Genomic DNA, 25,949 nt, shown 5'->3' on the forward strand with positions numbered 1-25,949 from the left:
TGAAGAACAGGGCCCCAGCCCCGTTCCGGGCACGGCGGCCCGTCGGCTACCGCTGCCAGTAGAAGATCCGGTCCCCGTACTCCTCGAAGACGCGGTCGTTCCACTCCAGTCCGCCGTCCACGTTCCCCGACCGCAGGAGCGGAGGCTCGAAGCCGCGGTCCGCGAGGACGCCCGCCGCCGTCGCCATGACCGACTGAAGGAGCGCCGACGTCACCACCGTGGACGCGGAAGCGAAGGGCGCCGGAATGGTGTCGAGGCTGAGTTCCGCGTCGCCGATCGCGATCTTCGAGTCGAGTACGACGTCGCAGTGGTCCTTCAGATACGTCCCCGAGGCGTGCCGCGACGCCGTCTCGGAGGCGTACACGACCGACGTGACCCCGATGACCTTGAGCCCGAGCGCGCGGGCGCTCATCGCCATCTCGACGGGGAGCGCGTTGCGTCCGGAGAGGGAGATGACCACCAGGAGGTCGCCGGAGCGGGCGGGGCTGGAGCCGAGGACCGCGCTCGCGAGGCCGTCGACCCGTTCCAGCGCGGAGCCCAGTGTCGCGGGCATGACGTCGACGCCGACCGCGCCCGGCACGGCGAGCAGGTTCATCAGCGCGAGACTGCCCGCGCGGTAGACGAGGTCCTGCGCGGCCAGCGACGAGTGCCCGGCACCGAAGGCGAAGAGCCGCCCGCCGTCGGCGACCGTGTCGGCGATCAGCGTCCCGGCGGCCTCGATCGCCGGGGCCTCCTCGTCCCGCACCCGCTGCAGCAGGCCGATCGCGGCGTCGAAGAACTGCCCGGCCAGCTTGCCCTCGCTCATCCGCGAAGCCCCTTCCGCTGTCGTGTCGCGGATCACGTTGCGGTCTGGACCACTGCTGTGTCAATACGCTCCACAGGGGCGACACTGGGTTACGAGGGCCCCTGTCCACCCGGCCGGGTGCCGGGCCCGGCCGAATCGCGCAGGCACTCGTCACCACGTGGTTCCAACGGCGCGGCACGGTTGTCAGTGGGATGCGTCAGAATTGTTGCCAGGGCCAGCGCACACGCCGGTGAGCCACCCAGCCTCCGGCAGAGCTAATCGAGGGGCACGTATGTCCGGACTGATCGACACCACGGAGATGTATCTCCGCACCATCCTTGAGCTGGAGGAGGAAGGTGTGGTCCCCATGCGCGCCCGGATCGCCGAGCGGCTCGACCAGAGCGGGCCGACCGTCAGCCAGACCGTGGCGCGCATGGAGCGCGACGGTCTCGTGGCCGTCGCCAGCGACCGTCACCTGGAGCTCACGGAGGAGGGCCGCCGGCTGGCGACGCGCGTGATGCGCAAGCACCGCCTCGCCGAGTGCCTGCTCGTCGACGTGATCGGTCTGGAGTGGGAGCAGGTGCACGCGGAGGCGTGCCGCTGGGAGCACGTGATGAGCGAGGCGGTCGAGCGCCGGGTGCTCGAACTGCTGCGCCACCCGACCGAGTCGCCGTACGGGAACCCGATCCCGGGCCTGGAGGAGCTGGGCGAGAAGGACGTGGCGGACCCGTTCCTGGACGCCGGCATGGTCTCGCTGGCCGACCTCGACCCCGGTCTCGACGGCAAGACGGTCGTCGTGCGCCGCATCGGCGAGCCGATCCAGACGGACGCGCAGTTGATGTACACGCTGCGCCGGGCGGGCGTACAGCCCGGTTCGGTCGTGAGCGTGACGGAGTCCGCGGGCGGCGTGCTCGTGGGCAGCGGCGGGGAAGCGGCCGAGCTGGAGTCGGACGTGGCGTCCCACGTGTTCGTGGCGAAGCGGTAGTGGCGACGCGCTGATGCGGTAGGGCGGTAGCAGTCGGAAGGGCTACCGCTCGGGTCGCTGTGCGCTGTGCGCACAGGACCGGACGGGGAGCGGGCGCGTCCGCGGGCTCGCCCCGGGGTCGCGGCGCGGGTTCGCGTGGGCCTGTCCGGGCGCCCTCGCGCGCCTCGGCGTACCCGGGGGCGCACGGGGGGAGCATGGCCTGGACCAGGGCCTCTCCCGGCCGGCTCCCCGCGCTCCGAACCCCGTCGTCAACTCCCTTAACCAGCCCCTCAGTTGCCCCACCTCGGCGTTCCCGCAGAAACAGAGATTCAGTGCGCGGAATCGCAGCGAAGCCGCCGTTCCCATGCGAGGCTGTCGCGAGAGGCATATGACCTGAGGGCTCTGGACCGAGGCGGCAGCGGCGGCGACGCGCGGTCGGGGAGGGGGCGCAAGGATGTGCCGCGGACGTGAGGAGGGCCCCGGCGCCCTGAGGCGCCGAGGCCTGTCCTCCCCTGTGCTGACCCGGAGCCCCGAGCTCCCAGGGTCATCCCCTTCGGACCGTTTTCCCCGAGCGGTCCGCCTCCCGTTGAAGATCTCCCCTCGGCGGACGCGGTCAATCCTCGGGCGAGGTCACTCGAAGGAGGGGTGTTACCGCCGAGAAGCCCACTTTCGAATACGCATTCGATAGCGTGTGGGTGACGGATCGACCACTGATTACGCAGGAACAACCAGCAGGAGCAGCGGCACGGCGAACGGTACGAGTGGACCGGCCGGATCGTGCGGGACGAGCCGGCCGAGCGGATCAAGGGGGGTGCCAGCGTATGGTGCGGCGCATCGACGTGAGCGGTGCGAGCGGAATACGTCTCGCTGCCTGGGAGTTCGCCGACCCTCCCAAGACCGGTCCGGGCAGGGGCGGCGCGGGCGCGGCGGGGGCTGGCGGGAGCGAGCGGACGCCCGGTGTGCTCTTACTCCACGGGCTCATGGGCCGCGCCTCGCACTGGGCGTCCACCGCCCGCTGGCTCGCCGAGCGGCACCGGGCCGTGGCGCTCGACCAGCGGGGCCACGGACAGAGCGCGAAGCCGCCGGAGACGGAGTACACCCGAGGGGCGTACGTCGAGGACGCGGAGGCCGCTCTCGAAGAGCTGGGCCTCGCCCCGGCCGTCCTCATCGGGCACGCCATGGGCGCCCTGACGGCCTGGCAGCTCGCCGCCAGACGGCCCGACCTGGTGCGGGGCCTGGTCATCTGCGACATGCGGGCTTCGGCGCTCGGGGCGGCCTCGCAGCGCGAGTGGGAGGAGTGGTTCAAGTCCTGGCCGGTTCCGTTCGCCACGCTCGCGGATGTACGGAAGTGGTTCGGCGAGGACGACCCGTGGGTGGAGCGGCCGAACACCTCGCGCGGTGAGTTCTACGCCGAGGTCATGGCCGAGTACGAGGACGGGTGGCGGCCGGTCTTCGAGCCCGAGCAGATGCTCAAGTCGCGGGAGGCGTGGGTGTACGACGCGCACTGGGAGGAACTGGCGCAGGTGCGGTGTCCCACGCTGGTCGTCCGGGGGCTCGACGGGGAGTTGGGGCGGGCCGAGTCCCAGGAGATGGTCCGGGTGCTGCCCGATGGGCGGTATGCGGAGGTGGTCGATGCGGGGCATCTTGTCCACTACGACCAGCCGGAGGCGTGGCGGGCGGCTGTTGAGCCGTTCTTGGACGAGGTGCTTCGGTAGGGCGTGGCTTGGGGCGGCGCGGGTGGTGAGGGCGGGTTGCGCCGTTCCCCGCGCCCCTTGACGGCAAAGACGAAAGATTGCGCCGTTCCCCGCGCCCCTTGACGGCAAAGACAAGAGATTGCGCCGTCCCCGCGCCCCTGAAGACGCCGCGCCCCTGAAGGGGGGTCAGCCCTTGCTTACCGCTGTCAGGATTTCTGGGAGGTGGTGGGTGGTTCGGGGGGCGGCCAGGCGCAGGCCTGCCAGGGTGAGCAGGGTGCCGTATGCCGTGCCCAGGGGGAGCAGGAGCCAGGTCCAGTCGTCGCCGGTGGGTGAGACGTTCAGCCAGATGGTGAGGGCGATGACGGGCGCGCACAGCAGCGAGGCCGCGACCATGCCGCCGAAGATCGAGATCCAGGCCAGCCCCGCCTGCCCGGGAGCGACGTTCTTGTAGCCCTCCGGCGGGATCGAGTACGGGAACCGGGCCGAGGACCAGGCGCCGGTCGCCAGCATCGCGCCGAGCAGCGCGAAGGACAGGCCGAGCACCTCGGGCAGCGCGGCCCAGTCGCCGAGGAGCGCCGTCGTCAGGACGGTGACGAGGGCGGTGTACGGGAGGGTGATCAGGAGGAGGGCCAGCGCCCGGCCCCGCAGTTCGACGTACGCGTCCCTGGTCGAGGAGATCGTCATCGCGACCATCCAGAACGCGGACGTGTCCTGCCCGAACTGGTTGTACATCTGGATGCCGAGCATCCCCGCCGCGAAGCACGCGAAGTAGATCGAGCCGGTGCCCTGCAACGCGTTGAACACCGGCACGATCAGGCCGATCGCGAGCGATGTCACCCACGCCGCCTTCGTCTTCGGGTCCCGCCACACATAGCGCAGGCTGCGTTCCATGACCGTGCCCGTGCGCCCCGTGGGCAGCAGTCGGCCGAGCCCGGCGGAACGCCCCGCCTTGTCCCGTACGGGCTCGGCGGCCTGGAGGGTCGAGCCGTCCGGCGAGGTCATCAGCCGGGTGAGGGTCCGCTGCCAGTAGCCCAGCAGCGCCGCCAGCGCCAGGCCGCTCAGGGCGAGCTGGGCCAGGGCGACGGCGTACGAGCCCTCGCTGACGGAGTCCACCGCGCCGAGCGCCGACGCGGGCGGCACCCAGCGCAGTACGTCCGCCGCCGGGTCCAGTGTGGACAGTCCCGACGAACCGAGCCGCTGCGCGCCGAAGTTGACGACCTGGGCGCCCACCGCGATCACCAGGCCGCTCAGTACGGCCAGGTCACGGCCCTTGCGGCTGGTCAGCAGACGGAGGTTGGCGGTCGCTACGGCCCGGGCGAGCGCCACGCAGACCAGGAGCGCGAGGACGATCGCGACGACGCCGGTGGCGTACGCCGCCGCTCCGTGTGCCGTCGCGACGACCGAGCCGACGAGCAGGATCAGGGTGAAGAGCGGTCCGATGCCGACCAGCGACGCCGCCAGCAGCGCGCGGACGAGGGGGCGCGGACGCAACGGCAGCATCACCAGGCGCGTGGGGTCGAGGGTCTCGTCGCCGCCGGGGAAGAACAGCGGCATCACGGCCCAGCCGAGTGCCAGTACGGCCGTCAGCAGGACGGTGACGTTCAGTGCGTGCGGGTGGCCGCGCAGGGCGATCAGGCCCAGGAGCTGGAGTGCGGCGAAGAGGAGGACGACGACGAGCGAGGCCACGTACGCGGCCCTGCGCCCGGACGACTGCCGCAGACCGTTGCGCAGGAGGGCCAGTTTCAGCCGTACGAGAACGGGGGTGACGGGGGTGGCGGAGTCGGCCCTCATCGGGCGCCGCCGCCCAGCCAGTCGAGGTCGGAACCGGTGGTGCGGCCGTTCGCGCCGACGAGTTCGAGGAAGGCCTGCTGGAGGGAGGGGGCGGCGCCGCGCACCTCGGCGAGCGGGCCGTGGGCGCGGATGCGGCCGGCGGCCATCACGGCGACCCAGTCGCAGAGCGACTCGACGAGTTCCATGACGTGGGAGGAGAAGACGACGGTCGCCCCGGAGGCGGTGTAGCGCTCCAGCACACCGCGGATGGTCTGGGCGGAGATCGGGTCGACGCCCTCGAAGGGCTCGTCGAGGAACAGCACTTCGGGGTTGTGCAGCAGTGCGGCGGCCAGGCCGATCTTCTTGCGCATGCCGGTGGAGTAGTCGACGACCAGTTTGTGCTGGGCTCCGGCGAGGTCGAGTACGTCGAGGAGCTGGGTGGCCCGCTTGTCGACCTCCGCGCCGGGCAGGCCGCGCAGGCGGCCCGTGTACGCGAGCAGTTCGCGGCCGGAGAGGCGCTCGAAGAGGCGCAGCCCTTCCGGGAGTACGCCGATGCGGGCCTTGACCTCGGTGGGGTCGCGCCACACGTCGTGGCCGACCACCTCGACGGTTCCCTGGTCGGGGCGCAGGAGTCCGGTCACCATCGACAGGGTGGTGGTCTTGCCGGCTCCGTTGGGGCCTACCAGGCCGATGAACTGGCCCGCGGGCAGTTCCAGATCGATGCCCGCGACGGCGATCTGCTCCCCGAATCGCTTCCAGAGCCCGTGTATGCGCACCGCGACCGTCATGCGAGGCACGATACGGGGCGCTCCGCGGGTTCGTCGTGGCCCTCCGCGCAGTTCCCCGCGCCCCTGAGGAACGGGGCTGGGCCCCAGGCCGATCGGTGCGTGCGGGTGGGCCGGGGTGGGCCGCGCAGTTCCCCGCGCCCCTGAAGAGCGGGGCTGGGCCCCAGGCCGATTGGTCCGTGCGGGTGGGCCGGGGTGGGCCGCGCCGTTCCCCGCGCCCCTGAGGGGGTGGAAGTCCCGTGGGTTTGTCCGTGCGGGTGGGTGGGGTGGAGTGCGCCGTTCCCCGCGCCCCTGACGGCGATGCCGCGTGGGCGGGGGCCGGTCGTGTCGTTCCCCGTCCGCCTGAGGGCAAAAGCATGGGGGCGCAGCCCCGCTTTTGAGGGGCGCGGGGAACTGCGCGGCCCACCCCCGCCGACCCGCGGCTGTGAACCGCCCCGCCCGGTGCCACCGCTACCGACGGGCGTCCCGCCCGCACGCGTATGCCAGGGGGGAGATCAGTTCCTCCGCGTCCGGGAGCCAGCGGTTCGCGGGTGTGGGACGGCAGGCCCACTGCACGGCGCCCCGCGCCCCGAACCGCGTCGGCGGCGCGGCCACGTACGTGCCCTCCCCGAGGACATCCAGGTCGAGGGAGGCGAGTGGCCAGCCCAGCTTGCGGACCAGGTCCGGGACCTTCGCCGCGGCCCCGGGAAGCACGAAGAACTGCATCCGCCGGTCCGGCGTGCACGTCACGGGACCGAGCGTCAGCTCCATCCGCCGCATCCGCGCGAGCGCGAGGAACCCCGCGGTCTCGGGGACGTCGATCGCGTCGAACGTCCGACCCGTCGGCAGCAGGATCGACGCCGCAGGCTGCTTCGCCCACAGCCGGCGCGCGACGGTCGCACTGCCCGTGGCGACCGTCGCCCAGTCCTCGCGCGCCGGGTGCGCGCCGGGCACCGCGCACGACGGGTCGCCGCACGAGCAGCACTGCACGCCGTCGACGGCCTCCAGCCAGGTGCCGGGGAACACGTCCCAATGGCGTTCCTCGGCATAGCGCACGGCTGTGTCCTGCAGCGACTCGCCGCGCTGCTTCGGGATCTGGGCGGTCTCGGGGCCTGCGATCGTCTCTTCCACGCTGAACTCAACTCCCGCACCCACCAGGGGTTACGGGCCTTACGCGCGCGGGGGAGGAGCACCGATCCCACGTGTGGGGCGCATGGATGCATCTGTGGGGGCGCGCATGGGAGGCGGCAGCGGGTGGTGGGTAGCCCTGTGTGGGGCGGGCAGCAGCCTTTACCCGGCAATCCTCGCATGTCTCGCATCTTCGGTATGTCCGCGGGGCATTGATCTTCGAGGCCGGACTTCTCGTTCCTCTCACGAGGGCGGGAGGGCCCGGTCACTGAGGGCTCATCAACTCGGTGCGCGTGGGCAGGCACCGCAGCCACAGGGGGTACGCCAATGGCCGCAAGGCCTCTCGTCGCGCGGCAGCCGAACGAACGACTGCAGGCGCTCATTCAGGAAGCGGGCTGTTCGAACGCCGGTCTGGCCCGCCGGGTCAACATGTGCGGCGCGGAACACGGCCTCGATCTGCGCTACGACAAGACGTCCGTGGCGCGCTGGCTGCGCGGTCAGCAGCCGCGGGGCCGGGCGCCCGCGATCATCGCCGAGGCGCTGGGCCGCAAGCTGGGCCGGACCGTCACGATCGACGAGATCGGCATGGCGAACGGCAAGAACCTCGCCTCGGGCGTGGGTCTGCAGTTCTCGCCGACGGTGCTCGGCGCGATCGAGCAGGTCTGCGAGCTGTGGCGCAGCGACGTGGGCCGCCGGGACTTCCTGTCCGGTTCGTCCGTCGCGGCCTCCGCGCTCGTCGAACCGAGCCGGGACTGGCTCATCTCGTCGCCGGACGCGCAGGTCTCGCGCTCGGCCGGGCCGCGGGTCGGGCAGTCCGACGTGGCGGCCGTGACCGCGATGACCCAGGCGCTCGTCGACCTCGACCACCAGTACGGCAGCGGGCATGTGCGCCCGGTCGTCGTGCACTACCTGAACAGCGTCGTCTCGGGGCTGCTGGCGGGCTCGTACCGGGAAGCGGTCGGGCGTGAACTCTTCGCGGCGGTCGCGCGCTTGACGGAACTCGCGGGCTACATGGCGATCGACACCGGGCAGCCGGGCCTCGCGCAGCGCTACTACATCCAGGCGCTGCGGCTCGCACAGGCGGCGGGCGACCGCGGATACGGCGGATACGTGCTCGCCGCGTCCATGAGCCACCTGGCCGCGCAGCTCGGAAACCCCCGGGAGATCGCGCAGTTGGCGCGGGCGGCGCAGGAGGGGGCGCGCGGGAGGGTCACACCGCGCGCGGAGTCGATGTTCCATGCCGCGGAGGCGCGGGGCCATGCCCTGCTCGGCGACGCGCGTTCGGCGCAGTCGGCGTCCGGCCGGGCCGTGGCGGCGCTGGAGCAGGCCGATCCGGAGTCCGGGGACGACCCGCGCTGGATCGCGCACTTCGACGAGGCCTATCTGGCCGACGAACTGGCGCACTGTCACCGCGACCTGGGGCAGGCCGAGGCCGCCGCGCGGCGCGCGCAGGAATCCCTGGACGGGCACCCCGAGTCGCGGGCCAGGCGGCGCGCGATCGGGTACGTGCTTCTTGCCAGCGCGCAGGTGCAGCAGCGCGAGGTCGAGGAGGCCTGCCACACGGGTCTGCGAGCGGTCGAGCTGCTGGGCACGCTGCGGTCCAACCGCGGCGCCGAGTACCTGGACGACTTCCAGCAGCGCCTGGAGCCGTACCGGGACGAGCCCGTGGTGCGGGAGTTCGGCGCACGTATGGAACTTCAGGCGGCGGCCTAGGCACACGGGCCGAGGGCAGCCGGAGGCAGTCGTGGGGAGCCGAGGGGGAGTTGAGCCCCTCGGCTCCCCTCGGCTCTCTTCGGCGTGAACGTGTGAGAAAAGAAGCACGCGTAGTGAAAGGAGGCGCGAAAAGGGGGCTCGAACAGCTTTCCGGGGGCGGTTTGTCACTCACTGTCCCCGGTGGCGGGTGTCACCTCCCGTGCTGCGTGGCACCGGCTCCTGGGGACCCGGTAGCGTGAACCGACGATTCCGAAGGTCCCCCATTCGTAGGAGTCCCGGTGACGCACAACGGACAGGGCGACGAGCCCTCGGCGCGACCCGCGCGCGAAGGCATCGTGCTGCCGTCCGACGGCGGCGAGCCCCTCCTGCCGGGCCAGACCGGCGACCGCGCGGTCCCGGCGGGCGGTCAGGCCTGGGACCAGCCGTGGGGTCCGCGGCCCGCTCCGCAGGCCGACGAGTGGGGTGGCGCGGGCGGCACGGGTGGTACCGGTGGCGCCGACAACGCCGGTGGTGCCGCGCAGGCTCCGGATACGCAGATCTCCAGCTGGAGTGCCGGGCCGCAGGGCGCCGGCGGCCAGGGTGCGCCGGGCTCGGGCTGGGGCGCGTCCGGCGGTGGCGGGCAGGTCTCGCAGTACACCGAGCCCTCCGGTCCGTACGGGGCGCAGGACCCGGGCGGTCAGTGGGGCGCGGCCCCGCAGACGCCCGGCGGCGCGATACCCCAGTCCCAGCCGCAGCCCCAGCAGCAACAACAGCCTCAGCAGCAGTACGACGGCCGGACCGGTAACGGGTACGGCGTCTCGCAGACGCAGAATGCCGGCGGTTCGCACGGACAGGGCGGCTACGGTTACCCGGCCGCCTCCGGAGCGGGGTCGGGCGCACTGCCGCCCGCCGCCCCCATGGACGAGGGCGCGACCCAGTTCCTGCCGCCCGTCCCCGCCGCGCCCATGGACGAGGGCGCCACGCAGTTCCTGCCGCCGGTGGGGCCCGGGGCGCTGCCTCCGGAGATGCCCGCGGCGGGTACGGCACCGGACGGTGCGGCCGGTGACTCCACCCGTTACCTCGGGCGGGTTCCGTCCGACGGCCCCGGGCCCCTGCCCGCCGCCGTCGATCCCGACGCCCAGCCCACCCAGTTCATGGCGCCTGTGCCCTCGCAGCCCGGCGCGGCCGGATACGGGGTACGGCCCGGCGGGCCCGGGGCGGGTCCGGGGCCGGAGGACCGGCAGCAGCCGCCCGCGGAGTTCGACAACCTGTTCCGGGCCGACTCCGCAGGCGCCACCCAGCAGCTGCCCCCGGTGGACCAGCCGCGGGCGCGACGGGGCAGACAACCGGGTGCCGCCTCGCCCGAGTTCGGTACGCCGGCCGGTTTCGGCACACCCGGCGGCTTCGGTGCCTCCGGTGGTGCCGGTGCGCCCGCGGGCCCCGAGGGCCCCGGCGGGCGTGGCGCACGCCGCGCCGCGGCCGACGGTGACCACGGCCGCGGTGGCCGTTCCCGTTCCCGCGTTCCCCTCATCGCCGCCGTCGGCGTGGGCATAGCCGTGCTCGGCATCGGCGCGGGCGCCCTGCTCAGCGGTGGCGGGGGCGAGGAGGACAAGGGCGACGAGAACACGACGGTCGCGGCGACCGCGCCGGCCACCGACGGCTCCGGCTCGTCCTCGGCGGGGCCGGAGGAGGAGCAGGCCGTGGCCCTGGACAAGCTCCTGGCGGACAGCGGCAACAGCCGTGACGCGGTGGTCAAGGCCGTCGACAACGTCCGCAGGTGCACCAACCTCGGGCAGGCGGCCGCCGACCTGCGCGACGCCGCCGAGCAGCGCAACGGTCTGGTCACGCGTCTCGCGGGACTCTCCGTCGACAAGCTGGACAACCACGCGCAGCTGACCGCCGCGCTCAAGAGCGCGTGGAAGGCCTCCGCCGCGGCGGACACCCACTACGCCGCGTGGGCGGACCAGGCCGCGGGCAAGAAGGGCTGCCACAAGGGCCAGGCCCGGTCCACGGGGCAGACCGCCGCGGGCAACCGCGAGAGCGGCACCGCGACCACGCAGAAGGCCAAGGCCGCGAAGCTCTGGAACTCCATCGCGCAGACGTACGGGCTCACGGAACGTCAGCCGGGTCAGCTTTGACCGGCGGGCCCGACCGGCCCGACCGGCCCGTCTGATCGACCGGCCCGTTCGGCCCGACTGACCTGACCGGCCCCACCGGTCTGACCGGCCCGTCTGACCTGACCGGCCTGACCGGCCCGTCTGACCGACTGGCCCGTCCGGCCCGATTGGCCCGACCGACCCGATTGGCCCGACCGGCCCGTTCGGCCCGATTGGCCTGACGGGCCCCACCGGCCTGACCGGCCGTCTGACCTGACCGGCCCGTTCGGCCCGTCTGACCCGTCCGGCCCGGGCCCGGTTCGTTCAGTCAGGATGTCTGTGTTGTTTCCAGGGTTTTCGAGACGTTCACGAAGCCCTTGCGTTCCGTGACCAGCTTGCCCTTGCGTACCACCTGGAAGGTCACGTCCGCGTTGACCAGGCGCGCGAAGCCGCTCGACGCGATCAGGTCCTGGAAGCTCCAGTTCAGGGTCGGCGTGAGCCCGCCCGTGTCCACCTTCAGGCCGTCGTCGAGCGTGCGCCGCAGCGACCGCGCGGTCACATCGCCCTCGCCCAGCGACTCGATGGCCTTCTTCAGGACGGTGTACGCGACCCAGGTCGTCTGCACGCCGGGATCGGAGGCGTCGATGCGGTTGTCGCCGAACGCCTCCTTCTGGATGACCTGGCGCATCGCACTCCACCGCTTGTCGCTCGACGCCGGGTACCAGCCGGTGACGTACGAACCCTCGTACATGCTTCCCGTCGCGTCGATCATCGACTGGTCGATGCTGCCGAGCACGGAGGCCGTCCGTACCGTCGGGTAGTCCTCGCGGGTGCGCCGGAACGAGTCCATGAAGGTGTCGGTGCGGTCGCCGAGGGCGGGTATCACGCAGCCCTCCTTCCGCGGGTCCTTCGTGACCCGTTGCAGGGCCCGCTGGGCGTGTCCCGAGAACTCCGTGGCGTCCTCGGCGGCCCGCTGGTCGACGGAGGCCCGGTGGCCGCCCGCAGTCAGGCCGGAGTCCAGGAGTACGGGCAGCTCGTCGCCCGCGATCGTGTCGGGGCGGATGAGGGTCACCGGGCCGCAGGACCTGGCGAGCTGCTGGCCGAGGCCGACCAGCAGGGACGGCTGGCCGCCGTTCACCGGGTACGAGAGCGGGCTCGTGAACTCGTCGTCCGTGACGCCGTACCCGCCGAGGTACGGGATGCCGGCCGCCTCCAGCGGAGCGAGGAAGGAGCGGGCGTGCTGGCTGTACGAACCGACGACCGCGACGACGTTCTCCGCGGCGGCGCGGCGGGCGCAGCTCGCGGCCGCCACCGTGTCGTTGTGGTCGTTGCAGGTGAGGACCTTGAGCTTGCGGCCGTTGATGCCGCCCTTCGAGTTGATCCAGCGTGCGTAGGCCTTGGCGAGAGCGGGCATTCCGGGCTTGTTGGTCGTTTTCGTCTTCTCGGGCGCCCACGTCATGACGGTGATCGGGTCGCCCCCGGAACCCCCTGTGACACCGGGGACGACACCGCAGCCGACGGCCGTCGACAGGCACACCGCCAGCGCGCCCGCCGACAGCACTCTCGCCCTGGCGGCTGGGAGGCGCAGGCGGGGGCGGAGGTGCAGGACGGGGAGGAAGCTGCGGGTGCGTCGCCGGCCGGTCATGGTTACGCACGATTCCGTCACACCGCTACGGCCGGTGTGACCCTCGGTCAACGCCTGGTGACGTCCGGGTGAACACCGGGGTGCGGGGCGGGCCGGTCCGGCGGGAACGTACGATCGGTGACCGTGCAAGGTTCGGAGAACTCTTCCCGTCGCGGGCGTCGCTCATCCACCATGGGCGGCATGCCACTGAACGATATGCCGTGGTGGCGCTGGCGCAGCAATGTGCGCTCCGCGCTGCACATGCTTTCCGACACCGAGTTCCAGCGGGGGGTGTGGCTCGCGGGGGTCGACGGGTACGGGGATGTGACCGACGCCGTCTATCGCCTCGTCGAGGACACCTGGCTGGACAACTGGTCCGCCGAGAAATACGTCGGCACGATCTTCCGGGACTCGCAGGAGGCGGCGCTCGTCGACTCCGCGGTATTGCGGGTGCTGCGGATCATGCATCAGGTGGGGCCTGACGCGGCTGTGTCCGTGTACCTAGAACATGCGGGGTGGGCCGACGCGGTACGGGCCGCTCGGGACGCGCATGTGCGGATGGCCGTGAGCGACGGGGAGGATCCGGACGTTCCGCCTCGGACGCTCGAGGTTCTGCAGATCATGACTCGCTCTGCCTGAGGTGTGTTGTCGGGTGCCGGTCGGCAGGGGCCTTTCGTGTTGTTCTCCGCGCCCCTGCTTCTGCTTTTAGGGGCGCGGGGGGCCGCGCGCGGAGGTCCGGTGGGCGGGACGTGTGGGCGCGCGCGGGGGGCGTTGTGGGACCCTGGCCGGTATGAACGACCAGTACGTCCTGACGCTTTCCTGCCCCGACAAGCAGGGCATCGTGCACGCCGTGTCGAGCTACCTCTTCATGACCGGCTGCAACATCGAGGACAGCCAGCAGTTCGGTGACCACGACACGGGGCTGTTCTTCATGCGGGTCCACTTCTCGGCGGAGCCGCCGGTGACCGTGGACAAGCTGCGCGCGAGCTTCGCGGCGATCGGTGACTCCTTCCAGATGGACTGGCAGATCCACCGGGCCGACGAGAAGATGCGGGTCGTGCTGATGGTCAGCAAGTTCGGGCACTGCCTGAACGATCTGCTGTTCCGGGCGCGGATCGGGGCGTTGCCCGTCGAGATTGCGGCTGTGGTGTCCAATCACACGGACTTCGCCGAGCTTGTGGATTCGTACCATGTGCCGTTTCGGCATATTCCGGTCACCAAGGACAACAAGCCGCAGGCTGAGGCGCAGGTGCTGGAGTTGGTGCGGGAGCAGGGGGTCGAGCTGGTGGTGCTGGCCCGGTACATGCAGGTGCTCTCGGATGATCTGTGCAAGCAGTTGAGCGGCAGGATCATCAATATCCATCATTCTTTCCTGCCTAGCTTCAAGGGTGCGAAGCCCTATCACCAGGCGCATGTGCGCGGGGTGAAGCTGATCGGTGCCACCGCGCACTATGTGACGGCCGACCTCGACGAGGGGCCGATCATCGAGCAGGAGGTCGAGCGGGTGGGGCACCAGGTCACGCCGGAGCAGCTGGTGGCTGTGGGGCGGGATGTGGAGTGCCAGGCGCTGGCCCGGGCCGTGAAGTGGCATGCGGAGCGGCGGATTCTGCTGAACGGCCGGCGGACCGTCGTGTTCGACTGACCCTGTTTTGCCGACGTTCCGACGTTCCGACGTTCCGGCGTTACATGCGGCTCAGTGATGCCGCTGCGAACAGGACGTCTCTGATTGCCTCTCGGTCTCCTGACTGGCCCGCCGCCGCTTCCTCGGGGGAGACGTGGCCCGCGGCCAGTTGGCAGAACTCCACACCGTCCAGGGCCACGTGGGCCACCTCGCGGTCGGCGGAGGCCAGGGCGCCGGGCGCGTCGAGCGGGATGAGCCATTCGCCGCCGCCCAGGCCCTCGATCTCCGGGCGGAGGCTGCGGCCGGGGGCGCCGGCCGGGACCAGGTGGGGGGTCTCGCCGGGGGCCGCGAGGCCCGCCTGGCGGCGGGCCGTCAGGGCCGAGGGGAGCATGCGGGCGCCCAGGTCGATCATCGCGTGCAGATGGCGGGGGGCCGGTGGCTCGTAGGGGTAGTCGACCGCGTCGGCGATGTCCCCCGCGTGGACCCAGGTCTCGAACGCCCGGTCCAGCATCGAGTCGCGGAGGGGGAGTTCGAACTCGCCGTACGGGACGGGGAGGCGGCCGGAGCCCCCGCCCGCGAAGGCCACCGTGCGGACGAGGTTGTGGGACTGCTCGCGCCAGGGGCCGCGTACGGAGCGGGTGGGCGGGAAGTGGGCGGCGCGCCAGAAGGCCTCGGTGCGGGCCGCGGGCGTGGGGGTGTCCGCCGGGGTTTCCAGCGGGTCGTCCAGGCCGAGTGCGACGGCGACGAGACCGTCCACGGTCAGCAGGTGGGCGATGACTCCGGCGACGGTGGTGCGCCGGCTGGTGGGTTCCTTGCCGTCGAACCAGCGCAGTCGCACCGGGGCGTGCCACTCGGCGTCGCCGATGTCCTGGAGCAGGGCGTCCAGGCGGGCGGTCTCCGCGTCGTACGGGGTGGCCCAGGAGGGGACCGGGATCCGGGGCGGGCGGCGGCTCAGGCAGGCCTGTAGGACGCGGGTGCGCAGGGCCGGGTCCAGGTCGAGGGTCTCCGGCGGGTGCAGGAGGCCCACTGCTTCACGCAGTCGCAGGGCCTCGTCCGCGCAGGCGCCGCAGCCGCCGAGGTGGTCCTCCACCGCCGCCGTCTCCTCGGGCGAGCAGGCTGCCAGCGCCCAGGCGCCGAGCAGTGCCTTCAGGACCCGGTGTTCGAGGATGAGGGGAGGGGTGGGGAGGGGCAGGCCCGTGTCCTCCATGGAGGTGCGGGGGACCGGTATGCGCGGGGCGTTGTGCGGGTCCGGGTCGTCGTCGTACTCGCCGAAGGGGTTGGCGCTGTTCATCGTGTGCCCCCTTGTTCGGGGGGTGTTCCGGAAGGGGCCGCGTCGTGGGCCGTGGAAAGGAGCTGGAGTCCGAGGCGCAGGCGGCGGCGGGCCTCGTCCGCGGTGACGCCGAGGTCGGCCGCGGTCTGGCGGTAGTCGCGGCGCTGGAAGTAGGCGAGTTCCAGGGCGGTGCGCAGCGGGGTCGGCATCGACGTGACGATGTAGTCGGCGCGGGCCGCCACCGAGGCGCGGCGGACCTTGCGTTCCAGTTCGTCGGTGTCGTCCGTGCCGTCCTGGGCGAGCGCGGCGGTCTCCGTGGTGCGCAGGCGCTGCACGGCGAGGCGGTGCGTCAGCGTGGCGACCCAGGAGCGCAGGGGGCCCTGCTTGGGGTCGTACGACTCGGGGTTCTCCCAGACGTGGGCGAAGACCTCGCGGGTGATGCCGTCGGCCGCCTGCTCGTCTCCGAGCACGCGATGGGCGAGACCGTGCACGAGTGAAGCGAAGCGGTCATAGAGCTCGCCGAGCGCGGCGGCCTCCCCCCGTGCGAGCCGCTGTTGCATCTTGCGGTCCCACCGGGGTGGCGTGTCCCTCCTGGCCATGCGGCCCCCTCGTGCCGTGCGCCTGTGCCCGTGTCCACCGGATTCTCCTCTCCGGTCTCCTCACGAATGTAGTCGGCACCTGTGGTGACGCACGCCCCTTTGTGGCAATGCGCGCCCCGCGCAGGGGTGGGGTGGTAGGACCCTTGTTGCGGTGTGTGAGGCGCTTATCACTTTGGGTTCGGAGGTGGGAGGGATTGTCCTGATCGGGGGTGGTCGTTCGGGAGTGGGGCCGATCAGGAGCGGTCGGGTGGGGTGCGTTTCGATTCGATATTCCGTGTTTCATGGAGCTGGGGGTGGGGCAGCCACGCAGCAGGGAAGCGAAGTAACGGCTTCCGTTTCCGGGTCCGGCCGTAACCGGGCCGTCCGGGTCCGACATCGTCGAGCGAGGGACAGACGCGTGACGCTCAGGGTGACCGAAGGCGAGCAGCGCGGCTGGGCCGTCGTGCGGGTCTCGGGGGAGATGGATCTGGTGACCTCGCCCGTGCTGCGGCAGCGGGTGCACGAGGCCGTGGCCGACGGGCGGCACGATGTCGTACTGGACCTGTCCGGGGTGTTGTTCTGCGACTCCAGCGGCGTGAGTGTGCTCATCGCCTCGCGTCGGCTGATCCGGTCCTGCCAGGGGCGCCTGCGTGTCGTCCTCCCCGCGCAGGGAGCGGTGGACGGGTCCCATGTCAACCGGGTGCTGGGTGCCCTCGGTGTGCGCAGGCTCTTCGAGGCGTATCCCGATGTCGACGCCGCCGTCGACGACGAGACGAGTTCACTTTCGGCGTGATTCCCGTCACGCACGGGGAAGATCGTTGAGTGTGTTCGTGACGGCGTTGTCGCGGATTTTCCCCGGTCTTGGCGCAAGCGTCGTTTTCCCGCTCCCCGAGGGGGCCGGTCGTCGTACGCTCCTGCCAGACGCACCCACGTGAGGTAAGGCGGCCCGAAAGACATGGTCAGTACCGAGTACGAGCGGAAGATCGCCGCCCGGTTCGCCGGCTTCGACCAGGACGGCAACGGCTATATCGACCGCGAGGACTTCAACACGGCGACGAAGGCGCTGCTCGCCGAGTTCGGCACGACGGCCCGGTGCGACAAGGGCCAGGCCCTGTACATCGGCGCGGAGGCCTTCTGGCAGGGCATGGCCGGCATAGCGGACCGGGACGGCGACCAGCGGATCACCCGCGAGGAGTTCGTGAACGGGGCCGTGAAGCGGCTGCGCGACAATCCCGACCGGTTCGCCGAGATCGCCCGCCCCTTCCTGGACGCGGCGCTCGCCGTCGCGGACGGCGACGGGGACGGTTCCGTGACCGTCGACGAGACCACGCGGATCCTCAAGGCGCTGGGCGTGCCCGGGGAGACGGCCGCCACGGCGGCCGGCGCCCTCGACTCGGACGCCGACGGTGTCGTCACCGAGCCGGACATCGTGAATGCCTTCGCCCGCTACTTCACGGTGCCCGAGTAACGCTCCCGGAGCCGGTACTTCAGCACTTTGCGCAGAGTCTCGTTGCGCGGAAGGGCGTCCACCACCTCCAGTTGCTCGGGCAGCTTGTGGACGGACAGTCCTTCCGCGCGGAGATGGGCGGTGACCGCTTCGAGGGTGAGCGGCCTGCTTCCAGGGGGCTGTTCGATCACCGCGCAGACTCGTTCTCCTCGCTCCGCGTCGGGGAGGCCGATCACCGCCACGTCGGCCACGGCGGGATGGCCGTGCAGCAGGTCCTCTATCTCCTTGGCGCTGATGTTCTCGCCCTTGCGGATGATGACGTCCTTCAGGCGGCCCGTCAGGACGAGATGGCCGGTGGGGGTGAGGTGGCCGAGGTCCCCCGTGATCAGGAACCCGTCGTCGTCGAAGGCCTCCGCCGTCTGGGCCGGGTCGAGGTAGCCGGTACACACCGCTTCACCACGCAGGCGTATCTCGTTGTCCGTGACGCGGATCTCCATGCCCGGCGGGGGCTTTCCCTCGGTCGTCGCCAGGTTCTCCTCCGTGTCGTCCGGTGAGCCCATGGTGATCATCGGGACCTCCGTCATGCCGTAGCCGTGGGTCAGGCGGACCCCCATCTCGCGGACGACCGCGTGATGGAGCTCGGGGGGTTTGGGGGCGCCGCCGCCGGCCAGGAGGCGCAGGGTCGGGATGAGCCTGGTGTGCGGCTGCTTGCGCTGTTCGGCCAGGAACATGGAGTAGAAGGCCGTGGAGCCGCCCGCCACCGTCACGCCGTGCTTGCGGTAGCCCTCCAGGGCGTCCGGCAGCGCGAACTGCTCGAAGAGGACGGCCGGGAACCCGTACAGCAGCAGCATGACCAGGTAGTCGGGGCCGCCTATGTGGGCGAAGGGGAACGCGATCGAGCCGATGTCGGACGCCGACAGGTGCAGCGCGTGGGCCAGGCAGGAGCCGCCGGCGATCAGTGAACGGTCCGTGTGCAGGACGCCCTTGGGGTCCGAGGTCGTGCCGGACGTCCAGTAGATCCAGCGCACATCCGTACCGGAAGAGGGTGGTGCGGGGAGACATGTGGGGTCGCCGGTGGGGAGTGCGTCGTACGCCTCGAACGTGTGGGGAGCAGCAATGCGTTCGGCCATGGCAGTGTGGTCGAAGTCGCGCCAGATGCCGGGGACCGCGAAGAACGCCGCCTGTGAGGCCTTGAGGGCGAAGGACACCTCGCGGTCGCGGTAGAAGGGGATGACCGGGGACTGGATCGCGCCGAGCCGCGTCAGGGCCATCGCGAGGAGCACGGTCTCGATGCGGGTCGGCAGCTGCCAGGCGACCACCGTTCCGGGGCGTACGCCCATGGCGTGGAGGCCCGCGGCCGTCCTCTCCGCGCCCGCGCGCAGCTCTTCGAAGGTGAGGGTGCGGTCGTCCTGGAGGAGGACCGGGCGGTCGGGGGTGAGTGCGGCGCGGCGTTCGACGAGTTCCCAGAAGGTGCGGGAGGCGCCGAGTTCGTGCGCGGTGTCCGTGGGCATGTCCGTGCTCCTCACCGCTGACGGACCGGTGCAACTGACGGGTAGTCAGGTCGGGTGGAGAGCGTAGGGCTCGGCGCCTTGTCGGTCCAGGGGTGCGGGGCTAGCCTGCTTTCTGACGGGTCATCAGATGTGCTGCGGGAGAGGGCTGGACTCATGACCGAACTGCCTCGGATCATCAGCGTCGACGACCATGTGATCGAGCCCGCCCACCTCTTCGAGACCTGGCTGCCGAAGAAGTACCGGGACCGCGGCCCCAAGCCCCTGACGGCCGGGATCGGCGAACTGGCCTACGAGGCCGGCAAGTACCGGATCACGATGGACCCGGACGGGCCGCCGACCGACTGGTGGATCTACGAGGACCTGAAGTTCCCGTACAAGCGCAACATCGCCGCCGTCGGCTTCGACCGCGACGAGATGACCCTGGAGGGCATCACCCGCGAGGAGATGCGGCCCGGCTGCTGGGATCCGGCCGAGCGGCTCAAGGACATGGACGCGAATCACGTCGAGGGGTCGCTGTGCTTCCCGACCTTCCCGCGGTTCTGCGGGCAGACCTTCGCGGAGGCGCACGACAAGGAGGTCGCGCTGGCCTGCGTGCGCGCCTACAACGACTTCATGGTCGAGGAGTGGTGCGGGGGGAGCGGGGGCCGGCTCATCCCGCTGTGCATCATTCCGCTCTGGGACATCGACCTCGCCGTCGCCGAGATACGGCGCAACGCGGCCCGGGGCGTGAAGGCCGTGACCTTCTCGGAGATCCCCACCCATCTGGGGCTGCCGTCCATCCACTCCGGCTACTGGGACCCGTTCTTCGCCGTCTGCCAGGAGACCGGCACGGTCGTCAACATGCACATCGGCAGCAGCAGTCAGATGCCCGCCGCCTCGCCGGACGCGCCGCCCGCCGTCCAGGCGTCCCTGAGCTTCAACAACGCCATGGCCTCGATGATGGACTTCCTGTTCAGCGGGGTGCTGGTGAAGTTCCCCCGGCTCAAACTGGCGTACAGCGAAGGGCAGATGGGGTGGATCCCGTACGCGCTGGAGCGTGCCGACGACGTGTGGGAGGAGCATCGCGCCTGGGGCGGGGTCAGGGATCTGATCCCCGAGCCGCCGTCCACGTACTACTACCGGCAGATCTTCTGCTGCTTCTTCCGTGACAAGCACGGGGTCGCCTCGCTGGACGTGGTGGGGCGGGACAACGCCACCTTCGAGACCGACTATCCGCACGTCGACTCGACCTTCCCGCACACCAAGGAGGTCGCCCTCGACCATGTGAAGGGCCTCGACGACGAGACCGTCTACAAGCTGATGCGCGGCAACGCCATCCGCATGCTCGACCTCGACCTGGACCGCGACAGGTAATGGATCTCTCGTACACGGACGAGGACGAGGAGTTCCGGGCCCGGCTGCGGGAATGGCTGGGTGAGGTGCTTCCCGGGCTGCCCCCCAAGCCCCCGGCCGACGACTGGCCGGGGCGGCGCGCGTACGACCTCGGCTGGCAGCGGCTCCTGTACGACGCCGGGTACGCGGGGCTGCACTGGCCCGTCGACGCGGGGGGCCGGGGCGCCACACCCACCCGGCAGCTGATCTACCTGGAGGAGACCGAGCAGGCGGGCGCCCCCTATGTGGGGGCCAACTTCGTCGGGCTGCTGCACGCCGGGCCGACCATCGCGGCCGAGGGAAGCGCTCGGCAGCGGGCGCGGTGGCTGCCGCCCGTGCTGCGGGGCGAGGAGGTGTGGTGCCAGGGGTTCAGCGAGCCGGACGCCGGGTCCGACCTCGCGTCGCTGCGCACGCGCGCGTGGCGGGACGGCGACGACTACGTGGTCAGCGGTTCCAAGATCTGGACCTCGCACGCCGAAGTCGCCGACTGGTGCGAGCTGTTGGTGCGGACGGACACGGACGCGCCGAAGCACCGGGGGATCTCGTGGCTCGCGATGCCGATGGACGCGCCGGGGATCACCGTACGTCCGCTGCGTACGCTCGCCGGTTCCGCCGAGTTCGCGGAGGTCTTCCTCGACGAGGTGCGGGTGCCCGTCGCCAACCGGGTCGGCGCGGAGAACGACGGCTGGCGCGTGACCATGGTGACGCTGTCCTTCGAACGCGGCACCGCCTTCGTGGGTGAGGTGGTGGCCTGCCGGCGCGTGCTGGGCGAGCTCGCGCGCGAGGCACGGAAGAACGGCCGGTGGGACGACGTGCCACTGCGCCGCCGGCTCGGTCGTCTGAACGCGGAGTTCCGGGCGTTGTGGCGGCTGACCCAGTGGAACGTGAGCGAGGCGGAGCGGGTCGGCGGGGTGCCGGGGGTGGGCGGCTCGGTCTTCAAACTGCGGTACTCGCAGGCACGCCAGGAGCTGTACGACGCGGCGGCCGAGGTGCTGGGTCCCGAGGCGCTCGACCTGGGCCGTCGGTGGACGGTCGACCGGCTGTCGTCGCTCTCGTACACCATCGCGGCCGGGACCTCGCAGATCCAGCGGAACATCGTGGCCGAGCGCATCCTGGGCCTGCCGAAGGGCCGGTGACCGAATGGACTTCCAACTCACCGACGATCAACGGGCGTTACGGGCCGGGGTGCGCGAGCTGCTGGTGCGCCGGTTCGGGCGGGAGCGGCTGCGGGCCGCCGTGGACCGGGGCGCAGGGGAGGGCTCCGGTGAGCGGGGTGCGGGCGGTGGCCTCGACCGGGCGCTGTGGCGCGAGTTGGGGGAGGCAGGGTTCTTCGCGCTGCGGCTGCCGGAGGCGCGGGGCGGGGTCGGGCTCGGACTGCCCGAGGCGGTACTCGCCTTCGAGGAGGCCGGCCGGGCGCTGCTGCCCGGCCCGCTCGTGGCCACCCACCTCGCGGCCGGCGACGTGCCCGGGGCGGCCTCCGGCGCGTGTGTCGTCGCCGCCGTCGACGGCGATCTCGTCGAATGGCTGGACGAGGCGGACGTCGTACGGGGCGATGTGAGCGGAGCCGTCGCCCTGCGGTCCGTCGACCCGCTGACCCCGCTGCACCGGGTGCCCCGCGCCGCGCCCCCCGACCCGGTCGCCGATCTGCTGACCGCCGCCGAGCAGCTCGGCTCGGCCGCGTGGACCTGTGCGCTGGCGGTGCAACACGCCCGGGCCCGTGAGCAGTTCGGGCAGCCGATCGGGGCGTTCCAGGCGGTGAAACACCTGTGCTCGGAGATGCTGGTGCGGGTGGAAGTGGCCCGTGCGGCGGTGTACGCGGCGGCCGTCACCGGCGATCCGCTCGACATCGCGGCGGCCCGGCTGCTGGCCGACGAGGCCGCCGAACGCGGGGCCCGCGACTGCCTCCAGGTGCACGGCGGGATGGGATTCACCTGGGAGTCCGATGTACACCTCCACCTCAAACGGGCCTGGTCGCGGGCCCGTCGCGGGGCGGGCGCCGCGGCGGCCGAGGAGGCTCTGGCGGAGGAGCTGCTGACGTCGGCTGCGCGGCCCGGGACATGAACCGCGCTGGCCGGACACCGCTGAATGCCGCTGATCGTGGCATCCGGCGGAGGGCCGGGACGGGGCCGGAGGGACGGAAGTCGCGGAACGTGGCATACCGGAATTACCGAGCGTTGATATCGGGTTGTGTCCTACGCGTGACTCGTCACGGCCTGGAGTCGGCGGCCTGCTCCGGTACCTTGTGTGGGATGCGAGTGGTTCTGAGGCCGGGCCATCACGGTGTTGCCCCCGGGGCAGCCCCGGATCCGGCGATGCGTGCCGCTCGCGGGGCAGGAAGCAGGACCGTTCCTGCCTGTTCGACTCCCCGTGGCGAGCGTCGCACAGTATGCCGCACGCGTACTCCTTCGCGCTGGAATATGCCCGAAGCGCTTGTTGGGGTGACTGTACGTCAACCATGCTGTCTCCTGAGGGAATCACGTTCCGTGAGCCCTTTTCTGACCACGATCGTGGCCCTTGCGAGGCGCGAGGCGATGTGTCCGCCGGTTCGGATGGTGTGAGCGGTGCAGGTGCTTCAAGTGCAGCTGGAGATCCGGCCCGACCCCGCAGAGGTCGGGCGAGCCCGGAGGTGGGCGCGTTCCCGGCTCGCGGGTTCCGGGATAGAGGCCGACGAGCCGCTGGCGGAGACGCTGATCCTGCTCGTCTCGGAGCTGGTCACCAACGCCGTGGTGCACACCGGCCGCCCCGCCGTCCTGCGGCTGTTCATGCCGGACGCGGCGAGCGCGCCGACAGCCGGTGAGCGGGCCGTCGGGGAGGTCGTCGCGACCGTCCGCCTGGAGGTCGTCGACGCCAGCACCCGGGCCCCGCGCCCGCGCTGCGCGGACGGCGACGACACCAACGGCCGCGGCCTCGCACTCGTCGACGGTCTCGCCGACCGGTGGGGCTGGAGCGCCGAGGGTGCCGGGAAGCGCATCTGGTGCGAGGTGGACCGATGTTCGTCGGCGACCACTCTCGCGACGGGATGCGACGCGGCACCGGTGGTGACGCCGGTGGCATCTCCGGTGGTGTACGGGGATCTGGCGTACGAGGCCGTGTAGGGACCGGCTCCCTCCTGGGGCTCGTCACGCGGGAGCGGGCGCTCGGGCACGGGTGCGCCCACTGGCGCACGGGTGGCACGGCATCCGGGGTCCGGGCGTCCGGTGCTGCCGAGTGCGCCGGGCCGTGCTTCCGCCCGTACACGTCACAAAGGCCGCTAAAGGCATGAATCCCCGAAGAGGTGTTGACGCGGCGTGTCCGTTTCGTCACGCTTGTGTTCAGCGATTCGCCGTGAGGGGACGTCGAGGTCTTCGGTGACGGAAGCCCTCGGCGAGCGCGGATCGCGATCGGGCGTCGGCTCCTGCGGGGCCAGGGGCGGGCGCGCCGGAGAGCCGGATGGCGGCGCGCGATGCGGCGCCCGGGATGGGGTGGGGGTTCCTCTCGCCCGGGCGTGGTCGCACGTGGGGGAGACGCGCCGCCAACCGGCCCTCGGGGGCGGGTGGTTGGGTGCCGGCGGTCTGGTGTTCGGGGTGCCGGGCCTTGGTCGTCGCGCTTCGGGTGGGTCAGAGGATCGCCACCGGTGCCACCGGGGTGCCCGTGCCGCCGGTGAAGGGTTCGGGCATCGCCGACAGCAGGAACGTGAAGCCGCCGACTTCTCCACAGGCTGTGGACAACTTTTCGAGATTCCAGTTCTGGCCCTGGAGCATGCCCATTTCCACCAGGTGGAGCCCATGGACGGGCAGCCACAAGTCCTCCATCTCCGGAGGAAATATCTCAAAGGTGAGGGTGTCGTTCGCGACCGCCGCGACATCGCGCGCGTGGAACCACTCCGGGGTGCGCACGGACAGGCCGGGCGAGGGGAAGGCGTACCCGTGCTTGTCGCCCGCGAGGAGGAGCTGGATCTGACCGGTGCGTACGAGGACGATGTCACCCGGGCCGACCTTCGCGCCGGCCAGTTCCTCGGCCGCTTCCAGGTCCTCCGGGGTCACCGCGTGCCCGCTGTCCAGGCGCTCCACGCCGAGCGCGCGGGCCACGTCCAGCAGGACGCCGCGCGAGACGATGTGCCCCGGTTTGTCGATGCCGTTGAACTCGGCACCCCCATGGGCCGTGATCGTGTCGGCGGGGCGGCCGTTGTAGAGCCTGCCCGAGTGCGAGACATGGCTGAGCGCGTCCCAGTGGGTGGCCGCCTGGAGGCCCATCGTCACGGCGTCGTCGCTGCACGCGATCGTGCCGGCGCCGAACAGCTCCTGGTTGATCTGCACCATCGTGTGGAGCGGATCGACCCGGCCCGGGATCATCCCCGTCTGTACGCCGTCCCGGCGGAGGGGGAGCGCGAGCGGGACACGGCGGCCGGTCCGGACGCTCGCGGCGGCCTCGCGCACGACCTCGTCGGTGATCAGGTTCAGGGTGCCGATCTCGTCGTCGGCGCCCCAACGCCCCCAGTTGTTCACGCGCTTGGCGATCTCGTGGAACTCGGCCGGCAGTGACATGAGTACTCCCCGGGGCTTGTCTCCAGGTATCTGACGGGTCGTAGAATCTGCTGCGGAGCAAATCTAACGGACCGTCAGAAACTGCGGGAAGGGGCCGGGGCGTGGGGAACTTCCTGGAAGGCGGGGTCGTCGCCGTGACCGGGGCGGGCCGGGGCATCGGACGCGCGGTGGCCCTGGCGGCGGCGGCCGAGGGCGCACGGGTCGTCGTCAACGACTACGGCGTGTCGATCGAGGGCTCCGAGCCGAGCAGTTCGGTCGCCGACGCCGTGGTCAAGGAGATCGGGGCGGCCGGCGGGGAGGCCGTCGCGGTGGCCGACGACATCTCCACCATGGCGGGCGGACAGCGGATCGTCGACACGGCCCTGGAGACGTACGGGCGGCTCGACGGAGTCGTCTGCGTGGCCGGGATCCTGCGCGAACGGATGCTCTTCAACATGTCCGAGGACGAGTGGGACCCGGTGATCGCCACGCATCTGAAAGGCACGTTCACCGTGTTCCGCGCGGCCTCGGCCGTGATGCGGAGGCAGGGTTCCGGCACGCTGATCGGGTTCACCAGCGGCAACCACCAGGGGTCCGTCTCGCAGGCCAACTACAGCGCGGCGAAGGGCGGCGTCATCTCGCTCGTCCGCAGCGCGGCGCTCGGGCTCCACAAGTACGGGGTCACGGCGAACGCGGTCGCGCCGGTCGCCCGTACGCGGATGTCCGCGAACGTGCCGATGGAGCTGACGGAGATCGGCGAACCGGAGGACGTGGCCGCGCTCGTGGTCTACCTGCTGTCCGCGCGGGCCCGGGAGGAGGGCATCACCGGGCAGGTGTACACGGTCGCGGGGCCGAAGATCGCGGTGTGGGCACAGCCGCGGGAGCTCCGCGCCGGGTACGCGGAGGGGGGTTGGACGCCGGAGCGGATCGCGGACTTCCTGCCGGGGACTGTGGGGGTGGATCCGATGCCGATGCTCGCGCGGGTGGAGGAGATGGAGCGGGCGGCTCGTGCGGCTCGCGGGGCGGAGGGGGCGCCGAAGGGGGCGCCGTAGGGGTTGGTGTGGTTGGCGGGTGCGGGTTCGCTGTGGCTTGTTGCGCAGTTCCCCGTGCCCCTGGGCGAGTCGGGCGATGGG

Annotated in this window: 22 protein-coding genes; 13 read left to right on the forward strand and 9 right to left on the reverse strand. The window is 71.5% G+C overall.

What is annotated here, in order from left to right; translation table 11 throughout:
• Positions 1–46: 46 nt before the first annotated feature.
• The gene (locus IE278_RS13365; RefSeq protein ID WP_189771923.1) at positions 47–805 is read right to left on the reverse strand and encodes an SIS domain-containing protein; all 759 of its coding nucleotides are present in this window, start codon (positions 803–805) and stop codon (positions 47–49) included.
• A 271-nt stretch (positions 806–1,076) separates the two neighbouring features.
• On the opposite strand from IE278_RS13365, the gene IE278_RS13370 reads away from it, so the two are divergent.
• Positions 1,077–1,769 carry an iron-dependent transcriptional repressor DtxR gene (locus IE278_RS13370; RefSeq protein ID WP_189771925.1) on the forward strand — a complete coding sequence of 231 codons (693 nt, stop codon included), beginning with the start codon at positions 1,077–1,079 and terminating at the stop codon, positions 1,767–1,769.
• Positions 1,770–2,569: 800 nt separating this feature from the next.
• Positions 2,570–3,463 carry an alpha/beta fold hydrolase gene (locus tag IE278_RS13375; protein WP_189771927.1) on the forward strand — a complete coding sequence of 298 codons (894 nt, stop codon included), beginning with the start codon at positions 2,570–2,572 and terminating at the stop codon, positions 3,461–3,463.
• A 165-nt stretch (positions 3,464–3,628) separates the two neighbouring features.
• Here the strand turns inward: IE278_RS13375 and IE278_RS13380 are convergent, their stop codons facing one another.
• The 3 genes from IE278_RS13380 to IE278_RS13390 all read right to left on the reverse strand — a co-directional run bounded on the left by IE278_RS13380 (position 3,629) and on the right by IE278_RS13390 (position 7,107).
• Positions 3,629–5,233 (reverse strand): transporter, encoded by a 1,605-nt coding sequence (locus IE278_RS13380; protein WP_189771929.1) that lies wholly within the window; start codon positions 5,231–5,233, stop codon positions 3,629–3,631.
• A complete protein-coding gene (locus IE278_RS13385; protein WP_189771931.1) occupies positions 5,230–6,000 on the reverse strand; it encodes an ABC transporter ATP-binding protein in 771 nt (256 codons plus the stop codon). Before IE278_RS13385 ends, IE278_RS13380 begins: the two co-directional genes overlap by 4 nt.
• Positions 6,001–6,447: 447 nt before the next feature.
• Complete coding sequence (locus IE278_RS13390; RefSeq protein WP_189771932.1) at positions 6,448–7,107, reverse strand: bifunctional DNA primase/polymerase; 660 nt, start codon at positions 7,105–7,107, stop codon at positions 6,448–6,450.
• Between the two features lie 324 nt (positions 7,108–7,431).
• Here IE278_RS13390 and IE278_RS13395 point away from each other — a divergent pair, with 324 nt between their 5' ends.
• Entirely contained in the window at positions 7,432–8,817 is a 1,386-nt protein-coding gene (locus IE278_RS13395; protein WP_189771933.1) for an NsdA family TPR-like regulatory protein, read from the forward strand.
• A gap of 278 nt (positions 8,818–9,095) precedes the next feature.
• Entirely contained in the window at positions 9,096–10,934 is a 1,839-nt protein-coding gene (locus tag IE278_RS13400) for a hypothetical protein (RefSeq protein WP_189771934.1), read from the forward strand.
• A gap of 286 nt (positions 10,935–11,220) precedes the next feature.
• Here the strand turns inward: IE278_RS13400 and IE278_RS13405 are convergent, their stop codons facing one another.
• Positions 11,221–12,537, reverse strand: coding sequence for an ABC transporter substrate-binding protein (locus IE278_RS13405; RefSeq protein ID WP_189771935.1), 1,317 nt, complete (start codon positions 12,535–12,537; stop codon positions 11,221–11,223).
• A 117-nt stretch (positions 12,538–12,654) separates the two neighbouring features.
• Between IE278_RS13405 and IE278_RS13410 the strand changes: the two genes are divergently transcribed.
• On the forward strand, positions 12,655–13,155 hold the full coding sequence (locus tag IE278_RS13410; RefSeq protein WP_189771936.1) for an SCO4402 family protein: 501 nt from the start codon (positions 12,655–12,657) through the stop codon (positions 13,153–13,155).
• A gap of 151 nt (positions 13,156–13,306) precedes the next feature.
• The gene (purU, locus tag IE278_RS13415) at positions 13,307–14,158 is read left to right on the forward strand and encodes a formyltetrahydrofolate deformylase (protein ID WP_189771937.1); all 852 of its coding nucleotides are present in this window, start codon (positions 13,307–13,309) and stop codon (positions 14,156–14,158) included.
• Positions 14,159–14,198: 40 nt separating this feature from the next.
• Here purU and IE278_RS13420 read toward each other — a convergent pair whose 3' ends face one another.
• Both IE278_RS13420 and IE278_RS13425 read right to left on the reverse strand, forming a co-directional pair.
• The gene (locus IE278_RS13420; RefSeq protein ID WP_189771938.1) at positions 14,199–15,428 is read right to left on the reverse strand and encodes a zf-HC2 domain-containing protein; all 1,230 of its coding nucleotides are present in this window, start codon (positions 15,426–15,428) and stop codon (positions 14,199–14,201) included.
• A complete protein-coding gene (locus IE278_RS13425) occupies positions 15,425–16,006 on the reverse strand; it encodes a sigma-70 family RNA polymerase sigma factor (protein ID WP_189771940.1) in 582 nt (193 codons plus the stop codon). Before IE278_RS13425 ends, IE278_RS13420 begins: the two co-directional genes overlap by 4 nt.
• 397 nt (positions 16,007–16,403) lie before the next feature.
• Here IE278_RS13425 and IE278_RS13430 point away from each other — a divergent pair, with 397 nt between their 5' ends.
• Together IE278_RS13430 and IE278_RS13435 are read left to right on the forward strand one after the other, a co-directional pair.
• Complete coding sequence (locus IE278_RS13430) at positions 16,404–16,778, forward strand: STAS domain-containing protein (RefSeq protein ID WP_189771942.1); 375 nt, start codon at positions 16,404–16,406, stop codon at positions 16,776–16,778.
• A gap of 162 nt (positions 16,779–16,940) precedes the next feature.
• Positions 16,941–17,453, forward strand: a complete 513-nt coding sequence (locus IE278_RS13435; protein ID WP_189771943.1) for an EF-hand domain-containing protein — start codon at positions 16,941–16,943, stop codon at positions 17,451–17,453.
• On the opposite strand, the gene IE278_RS13440 is transcribed toward IE278_RS13435, so the two are convergent.
• Positions 17,432–18,943: a class I adenylate-forming enzyme family protein gene (locus tag IE278_RS13440; RefSeq protein WP_189771944.1), complete on the reverse strand. Its 1,512-nt coding sequence runs from the start codon at positions 18,941–18,943 to the stop codon at positions 17,432–17,434. The genes IE278_RS13435 and IE278_RS13440 overlap by 22 nt on opposite strands.
• Positions 18,944–19,096: 153 nt before the next feature.
• Between IE278_RS13440 and IE278_RS13445 the strand changes: the two genes are divergently transcribed.
• The 4 genes from IE278_RS13445 (at position 19,097) to IE278_RS13460 (ending at position 23,409) form a co-directional block, all read left to right on the forward strand.
• Complete coding sequence (locus IE278_RS13445; RefSeq protein WP_189771945.1) at positions 19,097–20,296, forward strand: amidohydrolase family protein; 1,200 nt, start codon at positions 19,097–19,099, stop codon at positions 20,294–20,296.
• Positions 20,296–21,450: an acyl-CoA dehydrogenase family protein gene (locus IE278_RS13450; protein WP_189771946.1), complete on the forward strand. Its 1,155-nt coding sequence runs from the start codon at positions 20,296–20,298 to the stop codon at positions 21,448–21,450. Before IE278_RS13445 ends, IE278_RS13450 begins: the two co-directional genes overlap by 1 nt.
• 4 nt (positions 21,451–21,454) lie before the next feature.
• Positions 21,455–22,375 (forward strand): acyl-CoA dehydrogenase family protein, encoded by a 921-nt coding sequence (locus tag IE278_RS13455; RefSeq protein ID WP_189771947.1) that lies wholly within the window; start codon positions 21,455–21,457, stop codon positions 22,373–22,375.
• Positions 22,376–22,890: 515 nt separating this feature from the next.
• Positions 22,891–23,409, forward strand: coding sequence for an ATP-binding protein (locus IE278_RS13460; protein WP_189772062.1), 519 nt, complete (start codon positions 22,891–22,893; stop codon positions 23,407–23,409).
• Positions 23,410–23,910: 501 nt separating this feature from the next.
• Here IE278_RS13460 and IE278_RS13465 read toward each other — a convergent pair.
• Entirely contained in the window at positions 23,911–24,837 is a 927-nt protein-coding gene (locus IE278_RS13465; protein WP_189771948.1) for a cyclase family protein, read from the reverse strand.
• 101 nt (positions 24,838–24,938) lie between these two features.
• On the opposite strand from IE278_RS13465, the gene IE278_RS13470 reads away from it, so the two are divergent.
• The gene (locus tag IE278_RS13470) at positions 24,939–25,868 is read left to right on the forward strand and encodes an SDR family NAD(P)-dependent oxidoreductase (RefSeq protein WP_189771950.1); all 930 of its coding nucleotides are present in this window, start codon (positions 24,939–24,941) and stop codon (positions 25,866–25,868) included.
• The last annotated feature ends 81 nt before the right edge of the window (positions 25,869–25,949 follow it).

The sequence above is a fragment of the Streptomyces tauricus genome (genome assembly GCF_014650955.1).
Lineage (GTDB): Bacteria > Actinomycetota > Actinomycetes > Streptomycetales > Streptomycetaceae > Streptomyces > Streptomyces tauricus.

Coding starts and splice junctions, on each gene's coding strand:
- IE278_RS13370 (WP_189771925.1), top strand. CDS start 1,077: ATGTCCGGACTGATCGACACCACGGAGATGTATCTCCGCACCATCCTT.
- IE278_RS13465 (WP_189771948.1), bottom strand. CDS start 24,837: ATGTCACTGCCGGCCGAGTTCCACGAGATCGCCAAGCGCGTGAACAAC.
- IE278_RS13450 (WP_189771946.1), top strand. CDS start 20,296: ATGGATCTCTCGTACACGGACGAGGACGAGGAGTTCCGGGCCCGGCTG.
- IE278_RS13395 (WP_189771933.1), top strand. CDS start 7,432: ATGGCCGCAAGGCCTCTCGTCGCGCGGCAGCCGAACGAACGACTGCAG.
- IE278_RS13380 (WP_189771929.1), bottom strand. CDS start 5,233: ATGAGGGCCGACTCCGCCACCCCCGTCACCCCCGTTCTCGTACGGCTG.
- IE278_RS13420 (WP_189771938.1), bottom strand. CDS start 15,428: ATGAACAGCGCCAACCCCTTCGGCGAGTACGACGACGACCCGGACCCG.
- IE278_RS13365 (WP_189771923.1), bottom strand. CDS start 805: ATGAGCGAGGGCAAGCTGGCCGGGCAGTTCTTCGACGCCGCGATCGGC.
- IE278_RS13385 (WP_189771931.1), bottom strand. CDS start 6,000: ATGACGGTCGCGGTGCGCATACACGGGCTCTGGAAGCGATTCGGGGAG.
- IE278_RS13455 (WP_189771947.1), top strand. CDS start 21,455: ATGGACTTCCAACTCACCGACGATCAACGGGCGTTACGGGCCGGGGTG.
- IE278_RS13440 (WP_189771944.1), bottom strand. CDS start 18,943: ATGCCCACGGACACCGCGCACGAACTCGGCGCCTCCCGCACCTTCTGG.
- IE278_RS13425 (WP_189771940.1), bottom strand. CDS start 16,006: ATGGCCAGGAGGGACACGCCACCCCGGTGGGACCGCAAGATGCAACAG.
- IE278_RS13445 (WP_189771945.1), top strand. CDS start 19,097: ATGACCGAACTGCCTCGGATCATCAGCGTCGACGACCATGTGATCGAG.
- IE278_RS13435 (WP_189771943.1), top strand. CDS start 16,941: ATGGTCAGTACCGAGTACGAGCGGAAGATCGCCGCCCGGTTCGCCGGC.
- IE278_RS13375 (WP_189771927.1), top strand. CDS start 2,570: ATGGTGCGGCGCATCGACGTGAGCGGTGCGAGCGGAATACGTCTCGCT.
- IE278_RS13405 (WP_189771935.1), bottom strand. CDS start 12,537: ATGACCGGCCGGCGACGCACCCGCAGCTTCCTCCCCGTCCTGCACCTC.
- purU (WP_189771937.1), top strand. CDS start 13,307: ATGAACGACCAGTACGTCCTGACGCTTTCCTGCCCCGACAAGCAGGGC.